The organism is Butyrivibrio sp. NC3005 (genome assembly GCF_000424545.1).
GTDB lineage: Bacteria > Bacillota > Clostridia > Lachnospirales > Lachnospiraceae > Butyrivibrio.
The window spans coordinates 82,429-107,360 of sequence record NZ_AUKC01000013.1; the positions used below are offsets into that span (position 1 = coordinate 82,429).

Below are 24,932 nucleotides of genomic sequence, written 5' to 3' on the forward strand. Positions count from 1 at the left end.
TCCTTTACGCTTTTATGTATACTAAAATAGGATCTTGTATTGATCAGGAAAAATAAGAACCGTTTCAGACCCCAAATGTTGTAATATAATAATGCTGTGTTTCGTTAAATAAACAAAGGGCGATTATTAAAACAAAAATGTTAAAAATCGCCCTTAATAAGATTTTATGACACGAAAAATAATTAAAAATTACTTATCTTTCAATGCTTCCTTTAATTTCTCAAGTTCTTCAGGAGAGAGTCCATTTACAAAACTGTCAATGTCCTTTGGCTTTGAGTCTCCGTTTTTATGTTCTTCATAAGTTCTCTTTAATTCTTTATTGAGTTCTTTTCCCTGTTCAACAGTAAGCTCACCTTTTTCAACAAGTGTATTAATAACATCGCCAGCTTTTTCGCCAGTAAGAGCAACTGCGCCAACACCTGCTAAAAGTAATTTTTTAACACCATCTGTAATTGGATTTGAATTCTGTGACATAGTTATTCTCCTTTGTTTTATAATAGTTTTGGTAGAAAAATAATGCAACCAATTAATGCAGCAATAATAGCAGACCAAAGAACTGCGCCTGCAGCAGCATCTTTAGCTTTTTTGGCTAAAGGTTTTGTTTCGGTGGTTGCAAGATCAACAACAGCTTCTATTGCTGTATTAACCAATTCAAGTGATACAATTAATGCAAATAACAAAAGGCATACAAGCCATTCTGTTTTTGAAATGTGTAAAAGAAAACCAAAGAGTGTTACCAAACATGTGGCAAGAAGGTGGATTTTGATATTGCGTTCATCTTTTATAGTATTAAAGATACCTTCAAAAGCAAAACCAAAACTCTTATATAGTGGACTTCTCTTTTTCATATGTCGAAACTCCTAAATGTATTATTATTCCTTTAACTATATTCTACACTTAGTTGAAAAATAATGCCACTATGCTACAATAAAACTTTTGAAACGATAAACGAAAATAGGAAAAAATAACATGAACAATAAGCGTGATAAGAAAATTAATACTCTGCTTTCACTTATGAATAGTGCTATTGAAAGTAAAAGAATTCAGGAAGAAGAGACTGTCGTTAAAGCTTTAAGTGATTGCAATTTTAGAGGAGCAAACCAGCTTAGAATATCTAGAAAAAAGTCTTATATAAGATTTGGAGTTTCGTTTAACCTGCCTGACTATTGGCGGGCAACTAAAATCAATAAACCTAACGATGCAATATTTCTTGAAAGCGGTCAAAGAACGGGTGGAATTTTGAATGTCACGCGCTTTAGAGCCGATTTTAGAGGGTATGAAAATTGCGATAAAATGGAACATTTCGCAAGTGCAATGATGAGAGATGTGTCAAACTTATCTTGTGAATTCATCGATACAGTAAAAATAAGAAAAAGAGACATGGTAAGAGCTGTATGCGTTCAGGAAGATGTTAAACAAGGCCACGGGGCATATAGAGTACGCTTTTATTACTACTATAAAAGCAAAACTGAAATACTTGTGCTAAAATTTTCATATCCACAAGAAAATGAACATCTATATATTAAGATGGTCCGTGAAACACTTGAAAGTTTGCATCGCGTCAGATAGAATTAATAGGTTGCACTATTTGCATTGCATAAAGACAAAGAATAACAGCTAAGTACAGCAGATAGATGCATGCAAGATATAAAAACATAATCTAAAAGCAGTATGTTAGGAGGGATGAAGCGTTTAGATGGGTAAATTGTCCTTTTATCTTTGCAGAGGTGATGATACTGTTGCATCCATGCTGCAAAGCATTAATGAAAACGATCCTGATGGTATAAAATATACCTGCGATGAAGAAAAAGATCAATGCTATATCGGTGATGAATTGTTTAGAAATGCCGATAAAGTTATAAATTATCATAATACTTATTATGCTGTTCACGCAGTTAAAGACTAAAAAATCTAAAAAAATCAGACTAATATAATTTTTTTTATATAAAACCGGAGGTAAAAATTGAAGGAAGTAAACGAGAATAAAATGGGTGTTATGCCCGTAAAAAAACTAATTGTTTCGATGTCATTTCCTATGATGATATCAATGCTTGTACAAGCACTATACAATATTGTTGATAGTTATTTTGTAGGAAAATTTGATCCAAATTATGGTGTTACTGCTTTAACTATAGCTTTTCCTTTGCAAAATCTGATGATTGCATTTGCAGCAGGAACAGGAGTAGGTATAAATGCTCTTTTATCAAGATCACTTGGAGAAAAGAAATTCGATAGAAGTAACGCAGCAGCAAATACAGGTCTTATGCTAGTACTTATCAACTACGTTATTTTCTTTTTGCTTGGAACTTTCCTTACGAAGCCGTATGTTTATACTCAGGGAAAAGAAGCACAGACAATTTCTTATGCATGCTCATATCTGCAGATAGTAATGTGTTTGTCTCTGGGACTATTCTTTCAGGTGACTCTTGAAAGACTTATGCAGGCAACCGGCAGAACAATTTTGTCTATGATATCCCAGACAATAGGCGCTGTCAGCAATATTATACTAGACTATTTGATGATATTTGGTGTTGGACCTTTTCCGAAAATGGGAATAGCAGGTGCAGCCTATGCTACTGTAATCGGTCAAACAATCGCAGCAGTTGTTGGTTTAATACTTAATATTAAATATAATCACGATATTAAGATTTCGATAAAGCTAGTTTTCTCACCCAAAATAGATGTAATTAGGGCTATTTATTTTGTCGGTATCCCGACAATTGCGATGATGAGTGTAGGTTCAGTAATGACATATGTTATGAACATTATACTAGGTGGCATTGGTGGAGAGGCAGCAATGTCTGTATTCGGTATTTATTTTAGGCTTCAGAGCTTTTTCTTCATGCCTGTATTTGGACTTAACAATGGTATTATTCCTATTCTTGCTTACAACTTGGGTGCGAGAAAGAAAGACAGAATTGATCAGGCGCTTAAGTTTGCACTCGCACTTGCAATATGTATTATGATGTGTGGAACAATATGCTTCTGGCTTATTCCAGGTCCTTTAATGGAACTTTTTAATGCTCCTTTAGCAGTAGAGAAAATGGGTGTTATTGCGCTTAGAATAATCAGTCTTAGCTTTCCGCTTGCAGCTGTTGGAATTATTCTAAGTTCGGTTTATCAGGCATTTTCTGAGAGTATTTATTCTCTTCTTATCAGCCTTGGAAGACAGCTAGTAGTTTTGTGTCCAGCTGCTTACCTGTTATCATTATTTGGAAAAGTTGACTATGTATGGTTTGCTTTTGTAATTGCTGAGATGTGTGCAATGGTATTTTCATTGAAATTTTTCAAAAAAGTGTACAACAAAAAGGTGGCTGTACTGTCAAATAAAATAAATTAAGCAGAGAACTTGCTATTATTTCAGAATATACAATTGAAATAATAGCAAGTTTTTTTGGTTTAAGTTTTTGTGCAAAAAGTGTCAACTACAAAAATAGGTAAGAAAATAAATTAAATTTTCATGATAATTGTGCATATTACTGAAATTATAAAAATGTGTTTACTTCCAAAAAAAAATGGGTATAGAATAAGCCTATCGGCCAAAATTCTGTAAATACCATATTTGTGATGTTTAAATGTTGCTGTTTAGTTCAAAAGAAAAGTAATGTATTAAATCAGATCCTAAACAGCAACGTGTAAATGTCAAAAATTTATAGTTGGTTTTGTATTGTTTGCATTAAAAAAGCCGTAAGACTAAATATTTTTAGAAAAAAGCCGAAATAAAGAGTGCAATTTTGCACAGAATGGAGGGATTAACATGGTACTTGAAGCTACTGGTGCTGAATCAGGTGGCATAGGTGCGATAATTAAAGGCGTCATTAACGAGTTAATCGGTAGTGATAAAACTGCAATTGTTGTACCTTTTGGGCATGGCATGTTCAATATCAATCAGAGTGTTGTTGATACTTGGATTGTTATGCTGGTACTTCTTGTTGTCTGTCTGATATTGACGACTAATCTTAAAGTCCACAATATTTCCAAAAGACAGGCTCTTGCAGAGTCAATTGTCACTGGTTTACGCAAAGTCGTATCAAGTTCGCTTGGTAGTCAGGCAGCAGAGTACACGGATTATCTGATCGTGGTGCTTGGCTACATCGGCGCATGCAACTTAATGGGCGTTTTTGGTAAAACTCCACCGACTATGGACTTGAATATTACTGTATCGCTTGCACTTATGAGTATCATACTGGTCGAAGCAGCAGGAATAAGAAAAAAGAAGGTTGGAGGATGGCTCAAATCCTTTACCAAGCCTATCTGGGTTATTACACCTATGAACATATTGGAAGTTGGTATTAAACCACTTTCACTATGCATGCGACTGTTTGGTAACGTGCTTGGCGCGACAGTTATCATGGAACTCCTCAAGGAGATGTTCAAACTTCTCTTTGAAGGAATTCAGGGAAATTTTTTCATTGCGCAGTTTGCAAGAGATGGTCTTCCTGCATTAGTTCCAGCAATTTTTTCACTATACTTTGATTTCTTTGACGGATTATTACAGGCTTATGTATTTGTATTCCTGACAAGCTTGTACATCAAAGAAGCTACAGAAACTGAAGAGGAATAAAAACAATAAAGCTTAACGACAATAAAGCAGCGCATAATGCGCAGTGAAAGGAGTAAAAGATATGGGTAGTTTAGCAGCAATTGGAGCAGGATTGGCAGCACTTACAGGTATTGGAGCAGGTATTGGTATTGGTATTGCTACTTCAAAGGCAGTAGATGCTGTAGCTCGTCAGCCCGAAGCTTCAGGTAAAATTATGACATTGTTAATTTTAGGTGGTGCTCTTGCAGAAGCAACTGCGATTTATGGAATGGTTGTAGCGATCATAATCCTGTTCGCGTAAAGGACACACAAAATAAACAGAAAGGATACGCGGAATGCTACTAAATATTTCTATAGCCAATGTGGTTTATACAATAGTAAATATACTGTTTTTGGCTCTTATTTTCCGTATTTTCCTGTTTAAACGTGTTGATAGAATTCTCGAGGCACGCAAAGAGGAAGCTGAAAAAGAGCAGATAGAGGCAAAGAATGCTTCGGATAAAGCAAATGCTTTGAAACAGGAATATGAAGCAAAAACAGTAGAACAGAAGGCAGAACGCGATAAAATTCTGGCAGATGCGAGAGAGAAAGGTTATACCGAGTATGCTCAGATAGTTGACAATGCCAGAAAAGAGGCGGAAGCACTGCTTGCAGATGCACAGGAACGTGCAAGAATTGATGCAGAGAAAGAAAAAGCAAAATATCTTGAGAATCTCTCAGATGTTATTGTTGATGCAGCCTCAAAAATCGCAGCTGGACAGCATAGTGAAGAAACAGACCATAAATTATATGATTCGTTTATTAACGATGCTGAGAACAATCAGAATTGATCAGGAGAAAACATTTTAGTATGAGCGAAACGAATCGTTTTGATGAAAATGCGAAAGCTGTTGTACGTTATGCACAGACGCCGCCAAGTGGTGAACAGCTCGATAAAATCCGCGACATTCTGATGAAAAAACAGAAGCTTACGGATTTACAGATTGAGCTTGTGCAGGATTCCTCTATTGGCGGAGGTTTCATAATTAGTTGCGGCAATTATGAATATGACTGGAGCGATCTAGGAAGAGCAAGACAGCTTCGCGATACATTAAAGAAAAATAAAAAGAAATCACATACAGATTCCCACGAAGTTATTTCCATGCTCAAGGGAGAGGTAGAAACCTTCTCACTTAAAGCCGAAGGAAATGAAGTAGGAACTGTTTCATGGGTTGGTGATGGAATTGCCCATGTAGTAGGAATTGAACAGGCTTTCTATGGTGAGATAGTAATCTTTGAAGATGGCACAAAGGGTATGGTACAGGATATCAGAACAGACCATATCGGTGTTATTCTTTTCGGTTCAGACGTAGGAATTGAACAGTCAAGTAAAGTTAAGCGTACTTACAAACAGGCAGGTATCGCGGTAGGCGATGGATTAATAGGACGTGTAGTTAACGCGCTCGGTGAGCCTGAAGATGGAAAAGGTCCGCTTGTTACAAATGAATACTATCCAGTTGAAAGACCTGCTCCTGGAATTGTTGAACGTCAGTCAGTTAATCAACCTATGGAGACCGGAATTCTCTCAATTGATACCATGTTCCCAATTGGACGTGGACAAAGAGAGCTTATCATTGGTGATAGACAGACAGGTAAGACCAGTATTGCAACAGATACAATTCTTAACCAGAAAGGTAAGGATGTTATCTGTATCTATGTAGCAATAGGTCAGAAGGCTTCCACAATTGCCAGAATTATAAATACACTTCAGACTGCCGGAGCAATGGATTACACTATTATCATGTCATCCACAGCATCAGATTCGGCACCTCTTCAGTATATTGCACCTTATGCAGGAACATCGATTGGTGAGTACTTCATGCATAACGGAAAAGATGTTCTTATCATCTATGATGATTTGTCAAAGCATGCAGTAGCATATAGAGCTATTTCACTTCTTTTGGAAAGATCTCCAGGACGTGAAGCTTATCCAGGTGACGTATTCTATCTGCACTCAAGACTTTTGGAACGTTCTAGTAAGCTTTCCAAGGAGCTTGGCGGTGGTTCTATGACAGCACTTCCTATCATAGAGACACAGGCAGGTGATGTATCAGCATACATCCCTACTAACGTTATATCCATTACAGATGGACAGATTTTCCTTGAGTCTGACTTGTTTGCTGAAGGCCAGAAACCTGCTGTAAACGTAGGTTTGTCTGTATCTCGAGTAGGTTCAGCAGCGCAGACAAAGGCTATGAAGAAGGCGGCAGGTTCAATCAGAATTGACCTTGCTCAGTACCGTGAAATGGCCGTATTCACACAGTTTGCATCAGATCTTGATGAAACAACAAAGAAACAGCTTCGTCATGGTAAAGTTCTTATGGAACTTTTGAAGCAGCCTCTTGGACAGCCGCTTTCGATGCACGAGCAAGTTATTACACTGGTTGCAGCTAATAATGGAAAGCTCGATGAAATAGATGTTTTGGAAGTTAAAAAAGTTCAAAAGAAGATGCTTGATTGGTTCTCTGCAGAACAGGGATCAATTATCAGAGAACTTGATGAGTCAAAGGCTTTATCTGATGATTTGAAGAATGAAATACTAAATGCAGTAGATATGTTCCTTCAAAGAGAAGTTGAAGCTAAAAAAGATTAAGGATAGAGGCGTTCATGGCAACAATTAAGGAAATTCAGGATCGAATCAAAAGCGTAAATGATACGATGAAAATCACGAATGCCATGTATATGATTTCCTCAAATAAGTTGCGTAAAGCCAGAAAGCAGTTAGAGCAGACCGAACCATATTTCTTTTCCGCACAGGCAATGATGGATAGAGTTATAAGACACCTTCCACCAGATTCAGACGATATCTTTCTTGATCATGATCAGGATAAAAAGTCTGAAGACCTAAGAAGAGGATATCTGGTAATTACAGGTGATAAAGGTCTGGCAGGTGCATATAACCACAATGTACTTAAACTTGCTGAGGATCATATAAAAAACGACGGCAAGGAATGGAAACTCTACGTTATCGGTGAAATGGGACGTCAGTATTTTGCACATAGAGATATACCTATTGCAGAACATTTTCACTATACAGCGCAGAATCCGACCTTGTCCCGTGCAAGGTGGATTACATCGATATTGCTAGATGCCTATAAGGCAGATGAATTAGATGAGATTAATATCATCTATACATCCATGAAAAACAGCATTGTCAGCGAGACGGTATACCACAGACTTTTGCCGATAGACAGAGGCAAGACAACGATGGATCTTAGCAAACTTAGCGGAATTAACATTAAAAATGAGGAATTCCAGATGCTTCCTTCACCTGAGGCAGTGCTCGATAACATAGTTCCTTCATTAACATGCGCATATGTATACGGTGCTATGGTTGAAGCCTTTTGTTCAGAGCAGAACAGCCGAATGATGGCGATGGATACAGCTAATGACAATGCCAAGGAAATGATTCATGATTTGAATATGCAATATAACAGACAGCGCCAGGCTAAGATAACTCAGGAGATTACTGAGATAGCAGCAGGAGCGAAAGCTTTGAAGCAGGCGCGTGAGGCGATGAAAAAGCAGAAAGAAAACAGAGGTGCAATGTGAAAGACGGATATATAGTTCAGGTGATGGGGCCTGTTGTGGACGTACAGTTCACAGATAGTAAGCTCCCGCCAATCAGCGATGCACTCGAAGTCGAAAACGATGGAAAAAAGTGTGTGATGGAAGTTGCACAGCATATCGGCGAAAATACAGTTCGTTGTATTATGCTCGCAGCTTCAGAAGGTCTATGCAAAGGAATGATTGCTCATCCAACAGGTAGCCCTATTAGCGTTCCTGTTGGAGAAAAGACGCTTGGTAGACTGTTCAATGTAACAGGCGAGACAATCGATGGCGGAGAAAGCCTTGAAGATAACGAGCATTGGAGCATCCACAGAGATCCTCCTTCACTTGCAGATCAGAGTCCAGTAGTAGAAATTCTTGAAACTGGAATTAAAGTTATAGATCTTCTTGCACCATACTCAAAAGGTGGTAAAATCGGACTTTTCGGCGGTGCTGGTGTAGGAAAAACAGTTCTTATTCAGGAACTTATTCAGAACATAGCTACAGAACATGGTGGCTACTCAATTTTCACAGGAGTTGGAGAGCGTTCACGTGAAGGTAATGACCTTTGGAGTGAAATGAAAGAATCCGGTGTTTTGGAGAAAACAGCCCTTGTATTTGGACAGATGAATGAACCACCAGGAGCTCGTATGCGAGTTGCTGAGACAGGTCTTACAATGGCAGAGTATTTCCGTGATATTAAACATCAGGACGTACTTTTGTTTATTGACAACATCTTCCGTTTCATTCAGGCCGGATCAGAGGTTTCTTCTCTTCTTGGAAGAATGCCTTCTGCGGTAGGTTATCAGCCGACCCTTGCAACAGATCTTGGTCTTTTACAGGAAAGAATAGCTTCTACACAGCAGGGTTCAGTAACATCTGTTCAGGCTGTTTATGTTCCTGCTGATGACCTTACAGACCCTGCACCTGCTACAACTTTTGCACACTTGGATGCTACAACAGTTCTTTCAAGAAAGATCGTTGAACAGGGTATTTATCCTGCTGTTGATCCTCTTGAATCTTCTAGTAGAATTCTTGAGGCAGATGTAGTAGGTGAGCGTCATTACAATATAGCTCAGAAAGTAATTCAGACATTACAGAAGTACAAAGAGCTTCAGGATATCATTGCTATTCTTGGTATGGAAGAACTTAGTGATGAAGATAAACAGACTGTTTATCGTGCTCGTAAGATTCAGAGATTCTTGTCACAGCCATTCCATGTAGCAGAACAGTTTACAGGTATTCCTGGAAAATACGTTCCTCTTGAAGATACACTTAAGGGATTTGAAGCTATTGTCAATGGCGAAATGGATGATTATCCAGAAGCTGCTTTCTTTAACGTAGGTACAATCGAAGACGTAATAGCAAAGTCAAAAGAATTGTAATTTTCTTTAGCTATTTTTGCAGGCAGTAACTGATAAGGAGATTTTCCATGAATGATTTACATACATTTGGATTACGAGTTATTTCCATAAATGGTGTATTTTATGATGGGCGTGCCAAGTGTATTATCTTGCCTTGTATTGATGGAGAACGTGCTATTCAGGCTAACCACGAAGAAATGTGGGTGGCAATTTATGCAGGTATCATCAAGATACAAAAGCCAGATGACACATGGATAGAATGTGTATGTGGATATGGCTCAATTCAGGTTGCTAATAACCGTTGTACAGTAATTTCTGATACAATAGAAAAACCTGAGGATATTGATTTGAAACGTGCGCAGGAAGCTCTTGAAATAGCCAAAGAAAAAGTGCGTCAGAAGAATTCTATCGCAGAGTATCGACTGTCGCAGGCAGCTATGGCTAGAGCACTTTCAAGATTGAAAGCTGGCTCAAAGATTAATTTGCACTAAATAATAAACAGTATAAAAACAAGGATGCGGTGAGAAATCATCACATCCTTGTTTTTTTGCATTATTCTAAGAGACTTAAATGATGAGATTTTCGCAAGAAAAAGGCATATTTTTTGATTTTGACATATGTATCACTTGTATAGTAGAATAAAATGAATTAGCGTCAAAAAAATAAATGGAGATTATTAAAATGAAAATTGCAGTAACATATGAGAATGGAAACGTATTTCAGCATTTTGGACATACAGAGAGTTTTAAAGTTTATGAAGTTGAAAATGGACAAGTAGTATCATCTGAGGTAATTAATTCTAATGGTACTGGACATGGAGCACTTGCAGGACTTCTTGCTGGAAAAGATATTAATGTGCTTATCTGCGGTGGTATTGGCGGTGGTGCTATGCAGGCGTTAACAGAAAACGGAATTGAAGTTTTTGCCGGTGCATCAGGAAACACTGATGATGCTGTAGAGACATACCTTAGAGGTGAACTTGAATCTACAGGCATCAATTGTGATCATCATGGAGAAGGACATAGTTGCGGACATCATGATGGAGAAGGACATTGTGGACACCATGGTGAAGAAGATAACTGTGGTAACAATGAAGAAGGATGTGCTGGAAGCTGTGGTGGATGCGGCAGATGTCACATGGAGCCAATCATGGAAGGAAAAAATGTAGGTAAGACATGTCGTACACACTATAAAGGAACATTCAATGACGGAACAGTATTTGATTCATCATATGACAGAGGAGAACCTCTTGAATTTGTCTGTGGTGTAGGAATGATGATTCGCGGATTTGATGAGGCAGTTGCAAATATGGAAGTGGGCGAGAAGAAAGAAATTCATCTTATGCCTGAAGAAGCATATGGTCAAGTTGATCCTGAAGCAGTTTTTACACTTGAGCTTTCACAACTTCCTGGTTCTGAGGAATTAAATGCTGGCGAAAAAGTTGTACTTCAGAATATGTATGGACAACCGGTACCTGTTACAGTAGTAGAGAAAACTGACAAGACTATTACTTTCGATGCTAATCATGAGATGGCAGGAAAAGAACTTAATTTTGCTATTGAACTTGTAGAAATTAAAGAATAATTATATGTGACACCAAAAAAGCTGTGACCAAAAAAGCTTTTTTGGTGTCATTTGTATTTGTATGGATAATTAAAAAAGTCTAAAGCTAAACTTTCCGATTTAGCAAATTAATCCGAAATAATAATAGAAATAGGCGTTGCAAAAGTGTAACAGCTTTTTCAAAGGAGATAACTAAAAAACGAGAAATGGCAGAAGTTTATGGGGTTAATATGGAAATTGGATTTGCTGATATAGTAGGTTTTGTTATAATTTTCTACGTTATTGTTTTAGCTTTACATAATAAGAATATCCATGGAATGGTAAAAAGAGGGGTTGTAACTTCAGGAATTGCAATGGGAGTTATATTCTTTTTGGATTTTTTGTGTGTTAATCTATATAACTGGTTAGAAGTTACACCCAAAAGTGACTTTATAGTTAATGCGCTTACAAGTATAATGTACTGCATGATTCCAATTATTCTTAGTACATTGCTGTTTTTGTATGGGCATAACAGGACAAGTTTTAAATACTATTTTTGTATTGTTTGTATAACAATAATATTTGTAGCTGATATAGTTAACATTTTTTATCCAGTTTCTTTTTATCACGAAGAACTTATTATGTATAATGTTCCAGGAGGCATTTTTGTTCATCTTCTAGGACTTATTGTGTATTTGACGCTTCTTACAGATATTTATCTGGTAAAATCTTTTGATTATGAAGATTATTTTTTGGTTATATTTGCATGCACAATAATGCTTTTAGGTACATTGGCGACACTTATAAATTATGATTTGATGACAGAATGGGAATGTCTTGGAATAGTATATCTGCTTATGTATATAACACTTTCAGAACTGTATAATAAGCTGGATGTGATTACAAATCTGCCGAATAGAAATGCGTTTGAGAAATATATGTCTCATGCCAAGAACAATTTCAAATCCATTTTGATGATAGATTTAAATAATTTAAAAAAGTATAATGACGAGATGGGACATGCAACAGGAGATAAATATTTAAATGCAACAGCACAGACATTAGCGTCTAGTCTTGAAAAGTATGGATCATTGTATAGAGTTGGAGGCGATGAGTTTTGCCTTGTATCGACTCATAAAGGATCAGAAATACATGCAGCAATTTTAAAAGTTTTATCAAAGGGACAATGTGATGAAAAATATGGAGATTTTCCATTAGACTTTGCATATGGAATAGCTGATAAAGAAGCTAATGAGACAGTTGCTGATGTATTTGCAAGAGCAGACAAACTTATGTATGATAATAAACGTAAAATGAAAATGAATTTATGACTTCTTGATGAGATTTAGGATAATCATCAGCAAGAATCCTGCTTTGCAGGACAAAATTTGTTGTCAGAATAATTATGATTTAGATGGGAGGAGAGTATGAAAAAAAGAGTATTAGTATTTTTATGTGCCGGGATGATTCTGTCAGGATGTAGTAGCTTTAATCTTGATAGTATTGATAACTATGATAAAGAGAACGATGAAGCCATTGAAGATTCTTATAATAAGAATACATCATCAGGCAATGACAGCAATTCTCAAAATGCAACTTCTTCGAATAATGATTCTTCAGAAGTATCAAAAGTTGCAGACGTTTCATGGAATAACGATCAGACAGATTTTGATGGATCAGTGGCAACCACTGTAACATTTTTATTTACAGATAAAACAGAAAAAATTATTGATACAAAGCTATCTTTTCGAGTTGAAAAAAGTTCTATGTTAGATATAGATAATGATGGAGAAGATGAATATTTAATCTATGGCAATTTCAATAATACAGCCGGAGAGTATTCTCTTATCTATGTCTATAAGGTAGAAGGTAATAACGTAACGACACTTTATTCTCCTTCTGAGTTTGAAATGTTTCCAGACGATGTTGTTAACACTACACTTACTACAACTACAGTGTCAGGGAAAACAATAAATGCCTTTGACATTTATACTTTGGAAAAGAATGGCGGAGAAGTCAGAGAGCAGAATAATTCCACTATTTATTATGAAAATGGACAGTGGAACAAGGTTGAGGAATAAGGAACAATAAATTATAGATTATTGTTTTTATATAGTCCGTTTTACTGTCTGTATATTTCGTCGCAGACACGCTTTCGCTTGATTATAAACGTAGTAATACGTAATGCGCAAAAAAACAGCGCATAAGTACCAACGTTTATAAACAGTTCTGCTCATGAAATATTACAAGCCAGTAAAACTAATCTACTAAGTATTTAAAACAATAATCTATAGGTTATTGTTTTCATCAGGAAAAACAATAACCGTACCAGACCAAAATTCGTCGTTAAGACAAATTTTGTCCTGCGAAGCAGGATTCTTGCTGATGATTATCCTAAATCTCAGCAAGAAGCCATAGGTTTTGGTTTTCATCAGGAAAACCCAAAACCGTACCAGACCAAAATTTGTCGATAAGACAAATTTTGTCCTGCGAAGCAGGATTCTTGCTGATGATTATCCTAAATCTCAGCAAGAAGTCATATATTTTTGTTTTTTTAAATTCATTCTAATTAATCGTATTCATCCATTTTTTACTTCTAAACATGAAAATAGTGATTCTAAATCTTACAAATTCTTTCAGAGATAGCTATTTTCATCAATCTAAAGATAATTGAAACTTTCTCATAAACATTCCGCCAAAGTACGATATGAATATATTATCAGTTATAAATTATATTGATAACTAGCGATAAGTATTACCTATTTCAAAACCTATTGATTTGGTAGGAAAATAATAGTATTATTATTTCAACGCATAAAACATAGCAGAAAGGTAGGTAATGTGTATGGAACTATCACAACATCATGTAAGAAAGAATCGAATGTGTATCTGTTGCTGGATTGAGAAAATGTTAAAGCCCAACTGTTAAAAGATTGGCTATAAAAAATAAAAATAACTATTTCAAGGGAGAAAAAAGATATGGGAAAATACAGATTTGAAACATTGGCACTTCATGTAGGACAGGAAAATCCAGATCCAGCATCTGATGCTAGAGCAGTACCAATTTACCAGACAACAAGCTATGTATTTAGAAATTCACAACATGCCGCAGATAGATTCGGACTTGCTGATGCAGGAAATATTTATGGAAGACTAACAAATTCAACTCAGGATGTTTTAGAGAAAAGAGTTGCAGCACTTGAAGGTGGTACAGCAGCACTTGCAGTTGCATCCGGTGCAGCAGCTATTACATATACACTGGAAGCACTTGCAGCAAATGGCGGACATTTTGTTGCACAAAAGACAATATACGGTGGAAGCTATAACCTCTTGGCACATACACTTCCACAATACGGAATTACAGCAACCTTTGTCGATGCTCACAATTTAAAAGAAGTTGAGGATTCAATAAAAGAAGATACCAAGGCAATCTACATTGAAACATTAGGAAATCCCAATAGTGATATTCCTGATATAGATGCACTTTCTGAAATTGCACATAGACATGGACTTCCACTTGTCGTAGATAACACTTTTGGAGCGGCATATTGGGTAAGACCTATTGAACATGGCGCAGATATAGTAGTACATTCAGCTACAAAGTTCTTTGGTGGACACGGAACTACACTTGGCGGAGTTATAATTGAATCTGGAAAATATGACTGGAAAAAGAGTGGAAAATTCCCGAATATAGCAGATCCAAACCCAAGCTATCATGGAATTTCATTTGCAGATGCAACTTCTCCGGCTGCGTTTGTAACATATATAAGAGCAATTCTCCTTCGAGATACAGGTGCAACAATTTCTCCATTTAATGCATTTTTACTTTTACAGGGAATTGAAACACTTTCACTTCGACTTGACAGACATGCGGAGAATACTAGAAAAGTTGTAGAGTTTTTGAAAAATCATCCAAAGGTTGCAAAAGTTAATCATCCTTTACTTGAAGATCATCCAGATCATGAACTTTACAAAAAGTATTTCCAAAAAGATGGAGGAAGTATTTTTACATTTGAAATCAAGGGAGGGAAAGAGGCAGCGTTTAAATTTATTGATAGCCTTGAAATTTTTTCTATTCTTGCTAACGTAGCTGATGTTAAGAGCCTTGTAATTCATCCGGCGACTACAACACATTCTCAGCTTACAGAAGAAGAACTACTTGATCAGGGAATAACACAGAGTACAATAAGACTCTCAATTGGTACAGAGCATATCGATGATATAATTGAAGACTTGGAAAAAGGCTTCGCAGCTATCTAAAAAAAGTTTATAATGATGTTAAATATTTTTATGAGAAGGAGAATATATACATGTCTAAAATTTATACAAGTGCAAGTCAGCTTATTGGTAATACACCTCTTGTAGAGGTTAAGAATATTGAAAAAGAGCTTGGATTAAAAGCAAGAGTCCTTGTGAAGCTTGAGTATCTTAATCCTGCTGGATCAGTTAAAGATAGAGCTGCAAAATTCATGATTGAAGATGCAGAAGAGAAAGGTATTTTAAAAGAAGGATCTACTATCATAGAGCCAACATCAGGTAACACAGGTATTGGACTTGCTGCAATCGCAGCAGCTAAGGGCTATAAGACAATTTTGACAATGCCAGAGACAATGTCAGTTGAACGTAGAAATATTCTCAAAGCATATGGAGCAGAGATAGTGCTTACAGAAGGTTCAAAAGGCATGCAGGGAGCAATAGATAAAGCAAATGAACTTGCTAAAGAAATTCCAGGAAGCTTTATTCCAAGTCAGTTCGATAATCCTGCAAATGCAAAGGCTCATAGAGAGACTACAGGACCAGAAATCTGGGATGATACAGATGGAGAAGTAGATATATTCATCGCAGGAGTAGGATCGGGCGGAACAGTTACAGGTGTTGGTGAATATCTTAAATCTAAGAAGCAAGATGTTAAGATTGTAGCATTAGAGCCAAAGGATTCACCACTTCTGTCAGGCGGACAGGCAGGACCACACAAAATTCAGGGTATTGGAGCAAACTTTGTACCGTCTCTTTTGAACACAGAAATTTATGATGAGATTTTCCTTGCAGAAGGAAATGATGCATTTGCAACGGCAAAGCTACTTGCAAAAAAAGAAGGAATTTCTGTAGGAATTTCTTCCGGAGCAGCTCTTTATGCAGCAATTGATTATGCTAAGAAACCTGAAAATGAAGGAAAGACGATAGTAGCTCTTCTTCCTGATAGCGGAGATAGATACTATTCAACAGCATTGTTCACAGAATAATAGTACTCGGTTCAAAAACATTTAGTTAATAGAAAAAACAAAAAGCATGTTTTCGTAAAAAACGAAAATATGCTTTTTGTTTTTAAAGTAAGATGATTTTATTAAATAATTATAAAAAACACCGATATAATACATAGGTTCTTGATTTTCCTGATGAAAACAAAAATCTATGACTTCTTGTCACTTATATTCAGAAACTCGCATTTACTGCGAGTTTCGTGAGAACAAAAGTCAAGTGGCAAACTGGTCCAAGGCGAAGCCTTTTTAAATGGCCAGTTTGCGTGGTTTTTGGAACGTAGTGACAAAAAACTATGGATTCTTGCTTAAAAAAACACCGATATGTTTTTCGATATTTTGTTGCGGATACGCTTTTAGTTGATAATAAACGAGTATATATATGAAATTGCATTTAACTTAGATTAGTTTTCTAAATAATTAAAAATATAATGAGGCACTTAAAATGCAAAAATACAAATATACTAAAGAAGAATTAAAGTTAATAGAAAGTAGTGTTATCCCAATTGCTATATATCAGTTTATTAATAAGCGGGTTGTAACAATAGCTTTATCAGATGGCTTTAGGACTTTAATAGGAATGAAGACATTTGAAGAAGCATATTATGTTATGGACAATGATATGTACAGAGATGTTCATCCGGAGGATGTTGCCAAAGTAGCAGATGCTGCAGTACGCTTTGCCACCGAAGGAGGAGATTATAATATTTTATATCGCTCGAAAAAAGGCAATGATTATATGATGTTACATGCGATAGGAAGACATATATATAAAGATAATGGTGTAAGACTTGCAGTAATAAATTACATTAATGAAGGAATAATAGATGATTCACAGGAAAGTAAATTGTTTGGAAATATTCTTTTAGATAGTTCTTTTTTAGCAAATGACAAAGAAAAAACAATTAGCTATGATTATTTAACAGGTCTTCCTGATATGAATTATTTCTTTGAATTGGCAGAAGAAGCAAAAAAAACAGCATACAGTGAAGGTAAGAAAATGTCCATGCTGTTTATGGATTTATCAGGCATGCAGGCATACAACCAGCGTTTTGGATATTCTGAGGGAGATATCCTTATCCAGAAAGTGGCGAAATTATTAGTCAGGTTTTTCGGAAATTATAATTGCTGCAGAGTAACAGCTGATCACTTTGCTGTTTATACAGATAAAGAAAAAATAGATGATATACTCACGGTATTCATAAAAGAACTAAAAAGCATTAATGATGGTAAAACTCTTCCAGTCAGAATTGGTGTGTATAATTCAAAATTCGCAGTAGTTGGCCCTGCCATTGCAACAGATAGAGCAAAAATTGCCTGTGACAATTGTGGAGTGATTTTTGAGTCTAAAATCAAGCATTTTGATGAAGGCATGTTGAAAAAATTTGAAAACAGGCGATACATTTTTGAAAATATATATAAAGCTTTGAATGATAATTGGATAAAAGTTTATTATCAGCCAATAGTAAGAGCATCTAATGGAAAAGTTTGTAACGAGGAAGCACTTGTAAGGTGGGAAGATCCTGTAAAAGGAGAAATGTCACCTAATGACTTTATACCAATATTGGAAGATGCAAAAATTGCATATCTTATGGATTTATATGTAGTGGATCAGGTTGTTGCCAAAATAAAAAAGCAGATGGAACAAGGTATATTTATAGTGCCTAATTCTGTAAATCTGTCACGTACGGATTTTTATTCCTGCGATATAGTAGAAGAAATAAGGAAAAGAGTAGATGATGCAGGAGTTAATAGAAGCAGTATTGTAATTGAACTTACTGAAAGTGTCATTTTGAATAATACCGATTTTATGAAGGTGCAAATTAATAGATTTAGAGAATTGGGATTTTTCGTATGGCTGGATGATTTTGGAAGCGGTTACTCTACTTTTTATTTATTGCAAAAAATTCATTTCGATGTGATTAAATTTGATAAATCATTCGTTGATCAAATTTATAATAACGAAGATAGTAAAATTATTATTACAGAATTAGTACGAATGGCAAAAGGGCTTGGAAGCGAAACTGTTGCTGAAGGCGTTGAAAATGAAAAAACAGTAGATTTTTTAAGTGAAATTGGATGCACCAGACTTCAGGGATTCTATTACAGTAAAGCAATTCCTTTTGGAGAATGTGGAAAAAGATATGAAAAAGAAGTAAACATAGATTTCGAAAATCCAAGTGAAGCCGAGTACTACTCAAAACTTGCAAGCGTAAATATGTACGATATATCAATGAATATGGATTATGAAAATGTAAGCCTTCGAAATTACTTTGACACCATGCCAATGTTTATTGTTGAAGTCTGTGGTAACAGCATAAGACATGTTAAAGGGAATAAGTCGTATAAGCAGTTTATGAATCGTTATTATCCTGATTATTTGGCTAAAGAGGAAAAAATATCCAAAAACGCAACTGATAATATCTTTTTCAACATTATTAAGGAATGTGAACTATATGGTAAGCCTATAATAACTGAGATTAGAGGGTTTAAGAATGATATTATAAAGCTTTTTGTAAGGAAAATAGCTACAAATACAGAAACTAAAGTTGTGGCATTATCAGTTGTTATTCTTGAATATATAGATAATGACATTGAACTAAGAAGAAAAGAAGAACTTGAAAAAGTAAAAAAAGAGCGAATGGCATATTCAAGAGTTACTGCACTAACCGGTGATTTCATAACTATATTTGCAGTTGATTTAGCAAATGACCATTATATAAGATACATACTTGATGACAACTTTGAAGAAATCGGAATGGGAAATGACGGAATTGGCTTTTTTGAAAAAATGAGAAAAAAAGGTTTGAAATTGGTATATTTAGATGATGTGGATCATTTCCTTATCATGTTTAGTAAAGAAAATATACTACATTCAATTGAACAAAATGGTATATTTACTTTGAATTTGCGCATTGTTATTGATAAAAAGCCAAAGTATGTATGCGTAAAGGCAACAATTATCGAAGAAGATATACCTAGATTGATAGTAGGTGTAGTTGACATTGATTCACAGGTGAAAAAAGATCAAGAGTACTATGAAAATATTGCAAAAATGAGTAAAATTGCCAATTTTGATTCTTTGACCGGTGTTAAAAACAAACACGCGTATATTGATGCAGAAGCCAAAATAAATACCCTTATAGAAGGAAAGGAAGTAGTAGAATTTGCAATAATTGTCTTTGACTTAAATGATTTAAAGGTAGTAAATGATACGTTAGGTCATCAGGCTGGAGATAATTATATAAAAGAAGGATGTAAAGTTATATGTGAGTACTTTGCGCATAGCCCGGTATACCGAATAGGTGGCGATGAGTTTGTAGCAATCGCCCAAGGACATGATTATAATAATCTTGAGAACATAATGGACAATTTCCGCAAACTTATTATTAAAAATAAAAAAGAGGGAAAGGTCATAGTCGCATCAGGTATGGCTAGATATGAAGGCGATAGAAGCACTGCATCAGTTTTTAATAGAGCTGATAAAAAAATGTATATCAATAAGAAACAGCTAAAAGATCAAGCGGTGTAACCGTTCAAACAAAAAAGTAATTAAACAAAAAACAAAAAGCGTATTGACAAATAAGGTCAGTACGCTTATATTTATATTAACATATGAATAAATGTTCATATGTTTTTAAAAAGACTTAGTTATTACAAATAAACAAGGAGGTTTCTTATGGCTATTACAGATGTGGAACACTGCGAGGACAATATAGTACATGCAGATAAGGTTCAGAGCGTTATATCCAAGCTCCCAGATGAAGATGAATTATATGATTTGGCAGAGCTTTTTAAAGTTTTCGGAGATTCAACAAGGATTAGAATCTTATTTGCACTTCTTGAATCAGAAAGCTGTGTTTGTGATTTAGCAGAAGCTCTTAATATGACACAGTCAGCGATTTCTCATCAGTTAAAGCTCTTAAAGCTTTCAAAATTGGTGAATTTTAGAAGAGAAGGTAAACAGATTATATATTATTTGGCGGATGATCATGTCAAAACCATTATATCGATGGGACTTGAGCATATTGAAGAAAAGTAGTTAACAAATATTTTTAAATAAAAGGAGAATAGAATTATGAAAAAGAAATTTAAGTGTGAAATTGATTGTGCTGCATGTGCTGCAAAGGTTGAGGAGGCCATCAAAAAGGTCGAAGGTGTAGCAGATTGTCAGGTAAACTTCATGACTCAGAAGTTTACACTTGTTGCAGATGAGGAAGGCTATGAAGATACACTTCAAAGAGCAATCAAAGCTGGAAAGCATGTAGAAGCAGACTTTGAGGTTGAGGTTTAATTTTTTTCGTTACTGTAGCAAGGAAATACGAAGACAGTAACATTTTTACTTCGGGTAAGGCAAGGGAGCAATACTATGAACAGGAAACAGAGAAAAAGGATTAGTCGAATAGTAATATCTTTAGTTTTATTCATATTATTATTGATTCTGGAAAAGGCAGGAACACTGGAAGGAATAAATGGATTTGTTTTATTTGCAATCTATTTCGTACCATATATCATAGTGGGTTATGACGTAATTGTCAGAGCTGCCAAGAATATAAGCCACGGACAGATTTTTGATGAAAACTTTCTCATGATGATTGCTACGTTCGCTGCATTTGGTCTTGGATTATTAGGAGATAATCAGTATGAGGAAGCACTTGCAGTCATGCTGTTTTATCAGATTGGTGAAGCTTTTCAGGATTATGCAGTTGGAAAATCTAGACAGTCAATTACAGATATGATGAACATTGCTCCTGAGTATGCAAACCTCGAACAGGATGGAGAGGTTGAACAAGTAGATCCTGATGATGTTCATATCGGAGATATAATCGTAATCAGAGCAGGCGAAAAAGTTCCGCTTGATGGTAAGGTTATAGAGGGAGTCTCATTTCTCGATACTGCGGCTTTAACCGGAGAATCAGTTCCAAGACGAATCTGCGTTGGTGACGAAGTAATCTCTGGATGTGTTAACGGAGAGGGAACACTTCGAATAAATGTTACAAAAGAGTATGAAGATTCAACAGTTGCTAAAATTTTGGATCTTGTAGAAAATGCAACATCCAAAAAGGCAAGACTTGAAAACTTCATCACACGATTTGCTAAATACTACACACCGGTTGTTACAATAGGTGCAGTAATACTGGCTGTTATGCTTCCTTTATTCTTTGGATTAGGAATAGCTGATGGCATAAGAAGAGCATGTAACTTTCTTATCGTGTCATGTCCGTGTGCTTTGGTAATATCTGTTCCACTGGGATTTTTTGGTGGAATAGGTGCTGCTTCTAAAATAGGCGTTCTTGTCAAAGGTTCAAATTTCCTGGAAGCTGCTTCTAGAGTTGATACTATTGTGATGGATAAAACAGGAACACTTACTAAAGGTGAATTCAAGGTTCAGAGTATTATTACTGACAATGGTTTTGAAGAAGAAAAAGTACTTGAACTTGCAGCATACGGTGAATTCAATTCCAATCATCCTATAGCACAGTCAATAATTAATGCTTATAAGAATGATGATTCTGACAGTACAAAAGAAAACCATGAGAATGAAAAATCTCTTAATATGGAGAAAATAAATCCGGCAGATACAAAAGAAATTGCAGGTTTTGGTGTTGAAACAATTCTTGATGGGAAAAAACTTCTAGTAGGAAATGCAAAGCTTCTGAAAAAAGAAAACATTTCTTTTAAAGAAAACAATACAGTTGGAACTATTGTTTATGTAGCATATGACAGTGTCTATGCCGGATGTATAGTAATCGCAGATTCAGTCAAAGATGGGGCTAAGGATGCAATTAGTTCGATGAAGAGAACTGGAATTACCAAGACAGTGATGTTGACAGGTGATAGAGAAGAAACCGCTATTGATGTATCTTCTAAATTGGGAATTGACGAAGTTAGAAGTAATCTTCTTCCGGCAGATAAGGCTGGAATTGTGGAAGAATTTCTGAATAAGAAAAAGCATTCTTCAGATAATAACATGATTGCATTTGTGGGAGATGGAATTAACGATGCTCCGGTTCTGGCAATTGCAGATGTTGGAATAGCAATGGGAGCTATGGGATCGGATGCAGCAGTTGAAGCAGCTGACATCGTACTGATGGATGATGATATCAGGAAGATACCGACGATATTGAAGATTGCACGAAAGACTATGAAGATAGTTAGAGCGAATGTTATTTTTGCGATTGCAGTTAAAGTGCTCATACTTATTCTGTCAGCAGTAGGTCTTGCATCTATGTGGGCAGCAGTTTTTGGTGATGTTGGAGTAAGTGTAATATGTATTCTTAACTCTATGAGAGCACTTAGTGTAAAAGAAGATTTCTCTAAAAATACTTATTGAATAGTTATTACTAAAAGACGATGTGACATATACAGAACAAGCCATGTTTTAAGGATTTGAAATTAAATCAAATCAATATCTTAAAACAAGGCTTGTTTTTATTTTGTAAGTGGGGTATAGTAATAATGTCACGGAAAACGTTTTCCTAAGAGAGGTGTTTATGAATTTAAGTGCTATATACCATAGAATGTCAGAACAATACTGCTACTGTCTTGATGAAAATCAGCTTATTATCAATATTAAAACAGGTTATGATATTGATAAAGTGTACATTATTTATGGTGATCCATATGGTGCCGGTATTATGGGTGGAAACGAGCATTGGAGCGGAATAAAAGAAGAAATCTATTTTAAAAAGAAATTAAAAAATCACATTTGGTGGACTACAACACTTAGACCAGAATATAAAAGATGCAAATATTATTTTGAACTTCACTCAGAAAATGAATGTATTTATATGTTCGAAGATGGTTTTTATACAGAAGATGAGATGAATCAGGATGGAAAAACGCTTTCCTATTTCATCATGCCTTGGATGAACCCTGCGGATGTATGCAGAACACCATCTTGGGTAAATGATACTGTCTGGTATCAGATTTTTCCAGAGAGATTTTGTAATGGAGATAAGTCGCTTGATCCGGAAGGCGTTTTGGAATGGCAGTCTGGAGAAGTCGGAATGAGCGACTATTACGGCGGTGATCTTAAAGGTATCAGAGATAAAATACCATATTTGAAAGACTTGGGAATAACCGGAGTATACCTAAATCCTGTGTTCGAAGCACATAGTAATCATAAGTATAATACAAGAGATTATAAGAAGGTTGATCCTCATTTTGGAACAAATAATGACCTTAAACTTCTTGTGCAAGAAGCACATGAAGCAGGTATAAAAGTAATGCTGGATGCAGTGTTCAATCATACAGGATCGGATCATCCGATGTGGCAGGATGTTATGGAAAAGGGAAAAGATTCAGAGTATGCCAACTGGTATATGATTAATAAATGGCCGATTGAACAGGGAAGAGATACAAGAGATGGAAGGTTTTACTCTTTTGCCTTTGCAGAATATATGCCAAAGCTGAATACAAATAATCCACAGGTTCAGGAATATCTTCTTGATATTATAAGGTTCTGGATAGAATCATTTGATATTGATGGACTAAGATTTGACGTAGGAAATGAAGTATCACATTCCTTTTTAAAGGCGGTTAGATATATGACTAGTCATATGAAACAGGATTTTTATCTATTAGGAGAAATCTGGCATGACTCTATTTCCTGGCTGCAGGGAGATGAGTATGATTCTGTAATGAATTATCCACTGTCAACTGCAATTGCTGATTTTTGGATATATAAAAACCGAGGAAGAGAAACTTTTGAATACGATATTAATAGATGTTTTACCATGTATTTTTCTCAGGTAAATGATGTATTGTTCAACCTATTGGATTCACATGATACGAATAGACTCCTTGATAAGGCGGGACATAATATTGACGTATTTTATCAGCAGCTTGCAGTGCTATTCACAATGCCTGGAAGTCCATGTATATACTATGGCACAGAAGTTGCCATGGAGGGCTCTTTTGATCCTGATTGTAGACGTTGTATGCCTTGGGATGAAATCGATTCTAATCAGAAAGATGAAGAGATTTCTGAGATGAAAAAACTCATAAAAATGAGGAAGACACTTCAGTCTTGTAAGAGTAGAAACTTTCACTTCCCAAATGATGTACCAAATAATAGAGTTATATCATATTTGAAAATTGGAGAAAAAGAAAGCATCCAGGTATATCTTAATTGTGAAGAAGAAAGCGTTGATATAAAACTATCTAACGTATCAAGAATTGTATATTCTCGAAAATGGAATCAGGAAAGAGAAGGCATCGGAAGCCTTGAAGCAAATGGAATACTAATCGTAGAGAAAAAAGAATTATAATAATAAAAAGGTTTTGCTACATAGGAATATAGTATTTCTCGTAGCAAAACCTTTTTTATTCATATTTGTTTTTTAGTACATTGTCTTACAATGATTATAATTTATATTATCATTATTTGCTGGTTAGAACAATAACCTATAGATAGCTAGGAATTACGTAACTATAAAAGCCTGTGAAAACGTTTATGTAACGTATTACACAGGCTTAACTTTATATGCGTTCATAGAAGAATATAATCATTGTTAAGATACTACTATGATTCTTAAAAAATCTTCTTGGATTATTCAGGTGATATCGTCTAAAACATCTTTTGCAGATTTGACAATCTCAGGATTGAATCCTTCATCTATAAGAGCCTGAACA

22 protein-coding genes are annotated in these 24,932 nt (G+C 35.5%); 20 read left to right on the forward strand and 2 right to left on the reverse strand.

Annotated elements, in window-relative coordinates:
• Positions 1–189: 189 nt before the first annotated feature.
• Together G634_RS0104545 and G634_RS0104550 are read right to left on the reverse strand one after the other, a co-directional pair.
• A complete protein-coding gene (locus G634_RS0104545; protein ID WP_035798885.1) occupies positions 190–474 on the reverse strand; it encodes a phasin family protein in 285 nt (94 codons plus the stop codon).
• A 17-nt stretch (positions 475–491) separates the two neighbouring features.
• Positions 492–848: a diacylglycerol kinase family protein gene (locus G634_RS0104550; RefSeq protein WP_026504292.1), complete on the reverse strand. Its 357-nt coding sequence runs from the start codon at positions 846–848 to the stop codon at positions 492–494.
• Positions 849–969: 121 nt separating this feature from the next.
• Here G634_RS0104550 and G634_RS0104555 point away from each other — a divergent pair, with 121 nt between their 5' ends.
• From G634_RS0104555 to G634_RS0104650, 20 genes are all read left to right on the forward strand, one after another.
• The gene (locus tag G634_RS0104555) at positions 970–1,569 is read left to right on the forward strand and encodes a hypothetical protein (RefSeq protein WP_026504293.1); all 600 of its coding nucleotides are present in this window, start codon (positions 970–972) and stop codon (positions 1,567–1,569) included.
• A 127-nt stretch (positions 1,570–1,696) separates the two neighbouring features.
• The gene (locus G634_RS0104560; protein WP_026504294.1) at positions 1,697–1,906 is read left to right on the forward strand and encodes a hypothetical protein; all 210 of its coding nucleotides are present in this window, start codon (positions 1,697–1,699) and stop codon (positions 1,904–1,906) included.
• Between the two features lie 57 nt (positions 1,907–1,963).
• Positions 1,964–3,340 carry an MATE family efflux transporter gene (locus G634_RS0104565; RefSeq protein WP_026504295.1) on the forward strand — a complete coding sequence of 459 codons (1,377 nt, stop codon included), beginning with the start codon at positions 1,964–1,966 and terminating at the stop codon, positions 3,338–3,340.
• A 417-nt stretch (positions 3,341–3,757) separates the two neighbouring features.
• Positions 3,758–4,564, forward strand: a complete 807-nt coding sequence (locus tag G634_RS0104570) for a FoF1 ATP synthase subunit A (RefSeq protein ID WP_051233685.1) — start codon at positions 3,758–3,760, stop codon at positions 4,562–4,564.
• A 61-nt stretch (positions 4,565–4,625) separates the two neighbouring features.
• Positions 4,626–4,844 (forward strand): ATP synthase F0 subunit C, encoded by a 219-nt coding sequence (gene atpE, locus G634_RS0104575; RefSeq protein WP_026504297.1) that lies wholly within the window; start codon positions 4,626–4,628, stop codon positions 4,842–4,844.
• A gap of 34 nt (positions 4,845–4,878) precedes the next feature.
• On the forward strand, positions 4,879–5,373 hold the full coding sequence (locus tag G634_RS0104580; protein ID WP_026504298.1) for an ATP synthase F0 subunit B: 495 nt from the start codon (positions 4,879–4,881) through the stop codon (positions 5,371–5,373).
• A 20-nt stretch (positions 5,374–5,393) separates the two neighbouring features.
• The gene (gene atpA / locus G634_RS0104585) at positions 5,394–7,175 is read left to right on the forward strand and encodes a F0F1 ATP synthase subunit alpha (RefSeq protein WP_081676481.1); all 1,782 of its coding nucleotides are present in this window, start codon (positions 5,394–5,396) and stop codon (positions 7,173–7,175) included.
• A gap of 14 nt (positions 7,176–7,189) precedes the next feature.
• Positions 7,190–8,134 carry an ATP synthase F1 subunit gamma gene (gene atpG / locus G634_RS0104590; RefSeq protein ID WP_026504300.1) on the forward strand — a complete coding sequence of 315 codons (945 nt, stop codon included), beginning with the start codon at positions 7,190–7,192 and terminating at the stop codon, positions 8,132–8,134.
• Positions 8,131–9,516, forward strand: coding sequence for a F0F1 ATP synthase subunit beta (gene atpD / locus G634_RS0104595; RefSeq protein ID WP_026504301.1), 1,386 nt, complete (start codon positions 8,131–8,133; stop codon positions 9,514–9,516). Before atpG ends, atpD begins: the two co-directional genes overlap by 4 nt.
• Before the next feature lie 47 nt (positions 9,517–9,563).
• Complete coding sequence (atpC, locus tag G634_RS0104600) at positions 9,564–9,986, forward strand: ATP synthase F1 subunit epsilon (RefSeq protein WP_026504302.1); 423 nt, start codon at positions 9,564–9,566, stop codon at positions 9,984–9,986.
• A 190-nt stretch (positions 9,987–10,176) separates the two neighbouring features.
• On the forward strand, positions 10,177–11,079 hold the full coding sequence (locus G634_RS0104605; protein ID WP_026504303.1) for an FKBP-type peptidyl-prolyl cis-trans isomerase: 903 nt from the start codon (positions 10,177–10,179) through the stop codon (positions 11,077–11,079).
• A 185-nt stretch (positions 11,080–11,264) separates the two neighbouring features.
• The gene (locus tag G634_RS0104610; protein ID WP_026504304.1) at positions 11,265–12,368 is read left to right on the forward strand and encodes a GGDEF domain-containing protein; all 1,104 of its coding nucleotides are present in this window, start codon (positions 11,265–11,267) and stop codon (positions 12,366–12,368) included.
• A 96-nt stretch (positions 12,369–12,464) separates the two neighbouring features.
• Positions 12,465–13,118, forward strand: a complete 654-nt coding sequence (locus G634_RS0104615) for an eIF2A-related protein (RefSeq protein WP_026504305.1) — start codon at positions 12,465–12,467, stop codon at positions 13,116–13,118.
• 898 nt (positions 13,119–14,016) lie between these two features.
• Positions 14,017–15,297, forward strand: coding sequence for an O-acetylhomoserine aminocarboxypropyltransferase/cysteine synthase family protein (locus G634_RS0104620; RefSeq protein ID WP_026504306.1), 1,281 nt, complete (start codon positions 14,017–14,019; stop codon positions 15,295–15,297).
• A gap of 50 nt (positions 15,298–15,347) precedes the next feature.
• On the forward strand, positions 15,348–16,280 hold the full coding sequence (gene cysK / locus G634_RS0104625) for a cysteine synthase A (protein WP_026504307.1): 933 nt from the start codon (positions 15,348–15,350) through the stop codon (positions 16,278–16,280).
• 460 nt (positions 16,281–16,740) lie between these two features.
• Positions 16,741–19,827, forward strand: coding sequence for a sensor domain-containing diguanylate cyclase (locus G634_RS0104630; RefSeq protein ID WP_026504308.1), 3,087 nt, complete (start codon positions 16,741–16,743; stop codon positions 19,825–19,827).
• 147 nt (positions 19,828–19,974) lie between these two features.
• A complete protein-coding gene (locus G634_RS0104635; protein WP_026504309.1) occupies positions 19,975–20,337 on the forward strand; it encodes an ArsR/SmtB family transcription factor in 363 nt (120 codons plus the stop codon).
• Between the two features lie 36 nt (positions 20,338–20,373).
• Complete coding sequence (locus G634_RS0104640; RefSeq protein WP_026504310.1) at positions 20,374–20,589, forward strand: cation transporter; 216 nt, start codon at positions 20,374–20,376, stop codon at positions 20,587–20,589.
• Positions 20,590–20,664: 75 nt separating this feature from the next.
• Complete coding sequence (locus G634_RS0104645) at positions 20,665–22,629, forward strand: heavy metal translocating P-type ATPase (protein ID WP_026504311.1); 1,965 nt, start codon at positions 20,665–20,667, stop codon at positions 22,627–22,629.
• 160 nt (positions 22,630–22,789) lie between these two features.
• A complete protein-coding gene (locus tag G634_RS0104650; RefSeq protein WP_026504312.1) occupies positions 22,790–24,568 on the forward strand; it encodes a glycoside hydrolase family 13 protein in 1,779 nt (592 codons plus the stop codon).
• Positions 24,569–24,932 lie beyond the last annotated feature (364 nt).